This is a genomic window from Gordonibacter sp. (genome assembly GCF_036667095.1).
GTDB lineage: Bacteria > Actinomycetota > Coriobacteriia > Coriobacteriales > Eggerthellaceae > Gordonibacter.
The window spans coordinates 1-2148 of record NZ_JAVWUP010000147.1 but is presented as its reverse complement, the minus strand read 5'-3'; the positions used below and the strand labels follow the sequence as shown (position 1 = coordinate 2148).

Below are 2148 nucleotides of genomic sequence, written 5' to 3'. Positions count from 1 at the left end.
CCCCTACAACATCGAGATCGTGGAGATGGAAGCGGCTTCACTGCCCACCACGCTGCCCGACGTCGATCTGGCCGTCATCAACGGCAACTACGCCATCAGCGGCGGCATTGATACGGCATCGGCGCTTGCCCGCGAGGACGTAGCCTCCGAAGCGGCCGAAAAATACGCCAACGTAGTTGCCGTGCGTGCCGGCGACGAGAACAGCGACAAGATCCAGGCGCTGGTCAAGGCATTGCGGAGTGCCACTGCCCGTCAGTACATAGAGGACACCTATGCCGGCCTGGTCGTGCCGCTCGACGCGACAGGCGCGACCGAGATCGAGGATGCGAAGGGCGACGACACCACGATCTCGGTAGGTGCTTCCCCGGCCCCGCATGCCGAGATCCTCGCCCAGGTGAAGGACATCCTGAAAAACCACGGCTACACGCTCGAGGTTAAGGAATTCACCGACTACATCCAGCCGAACGTGGCGCTGGCTGACGGCAGCTTGGATGCGAATTACTTCCAGCACATCACCTACCTGGAGGATTACAACGCCAAGAACGGCACCGATCTCGTATCTGCCGGCACTATCCACTTCGAGCCCTTGGGCCTGTATCCCGGCAAGGCTGCGAGCATCGAGGACCTGAAGAAGTAGGGTTGCCTTTCGCTCGAACGCGTTGCGAGATCCGGCCTGCGTGCCGGGTCTCGTTTTTTCGGGAAGACGCTCTGCGAAACGAAGCCGAAACACGACGCGGTATAATGGAGGCAAAGAGAAAGGATGCGCCCATGACCGCGAACCCCGACCAGGACTTCGTCCTGAAGACCATCAAGAGCCGTGACGTGCATTTCGTCCGATTCTGGTTCACCGACGTTCTGGGCACTATGAAGTCGTTTGCCGTCGTTCCCAATGAGCTCGACGATGCGTTCGCCGAGGGCATGGGCTTCGATGGCAGCTGCATCGAGGGGTTCTGCTGCACGCAGGAGTCCGATATGCTGGCGTTCCCCGATGCCTCTACATTCCAGGTGCTACCTTGGCGCCCCGAGAGCAACGCGGTGGCGCGCATGTTCTGCGCTGTGCGCACGCCTGACGGCCGCCCGTTCGAAGGCGATCCGCGCCACGTGCTGGCACGTACGGTCGAAAAGGCCGCCCGCATGGGCTATGTGTTTAACGTAGGTCCTGAGCTGGAATTCTTCTATTTCAAGGATGCGGAGGGCACCGAAGTGCTGGATCGTGGCGGCTACTTCGACCTGACCAGCCTCGACTATGCCTCCGATCTGCGTCGCGATACCGTGCTTACGCTTGAGAAGATGGGCATTCCAGTAGAGTACTCCCACCACGAGAACGGGCCCTCGCAGCACGAGATAGACCTGCGCTACGCCGATGCGCTGTCCATGGCGGATGCCGTGATGACCTACAAGCTGGTGGTGAAGGAGATAGCCCACAAGCACGGGGTGTACGCCTCGTTCATGCCCAAGCCCATAGCCGGCCAGCCGGGAAGCGGTATGCACGTGCACCAAAGCCTCACCGACCTCGAGGGCAATAATGCGTTCTTCGATGCAGGCGATCCGCAGGGCTATCGCCTCTCGAAGGTCGCGAAGCACTATATTGCCGGCATCCTGAGATACGCTCCCGAGTTCTGCGTCGTCACGAACCAGCACGTCAATTCCTACAAGCGTCTTATCTGCGGCGGGGAGGCTCCCACGTACTTGTCGTGGGCCAGCCGCAACCGCTCCACGCTTGTGCGCATTCCCGGCTATCGCCCGAACCGCGAGGATGCCTGCCGCATCGAGTTGCGCAGCCCCGACCCCGCGGCAAATCCCTACCTTGCGTTCGCCGTTATGCTGGCCGCCGGTTTGAAGGGCATCGAAGACGAGCTGGAACTGCAGCCTCCGACTGAGGATCAGGATCTGTTCTCGCTTGCGCGCCAGGATCTGCGCCGACAAGGTATCCAGACGCTGCCCGAAAGCCTGGGGGAGGCCATCGAGCTGTTCGCCGAATCCGCGCTCATGCGCGAGACGCTTGGAGACCATATCCACTCCTACCTGGTAGCTGCCAAACGCGCCGAGTGGAACGACTACCAAGGCTACGTTTCGCAATGGGAGCGCGACCGCTATTTGGCGGTGCTGTAACCATGCCGTACGGAGCCGGGAGGGGGTCGGCCTCAT

At 61.2% G+C, this 2148-nt stretch carries 2 protein-coding genes; both read left to right on the top strand.

Annotated features, from left to right (window positions below):
* Positions 1-637 (top strand): MetQ/NlpA family ABC transporter substrate-binding protein (locus tag RR842_RS10965; RefSeq protein WP_332729750.1); only part of this gene is annotated, 637 nt, incomplete at its 5' end.
* 131 nt (positions 638-768) lie between these two features.
* The gene (locus tag RR842_RS10960; protein ID WP_332729749.1) at positions 769-2112 is read left to right on the top strand and encodes a glutamine synthetase family protein; all 1344 of its coding nucleotides are present in this window, start codon (positions 769-771) and stop codon (positions 2110-2112) included.
* The last annotated feature ends 36 nt before the right edge of the window (positions 2113-2148 follow it).

Excerpts from the sequence above, each read along its gene's own strand:
- RR842_RS10960 (WP_332729749.1), top strand. The coding sequence starts at position 769 with ATGACCGCGAACCCCGACCAGGACTTCGTCCTGAAGACCATCAAGAGC.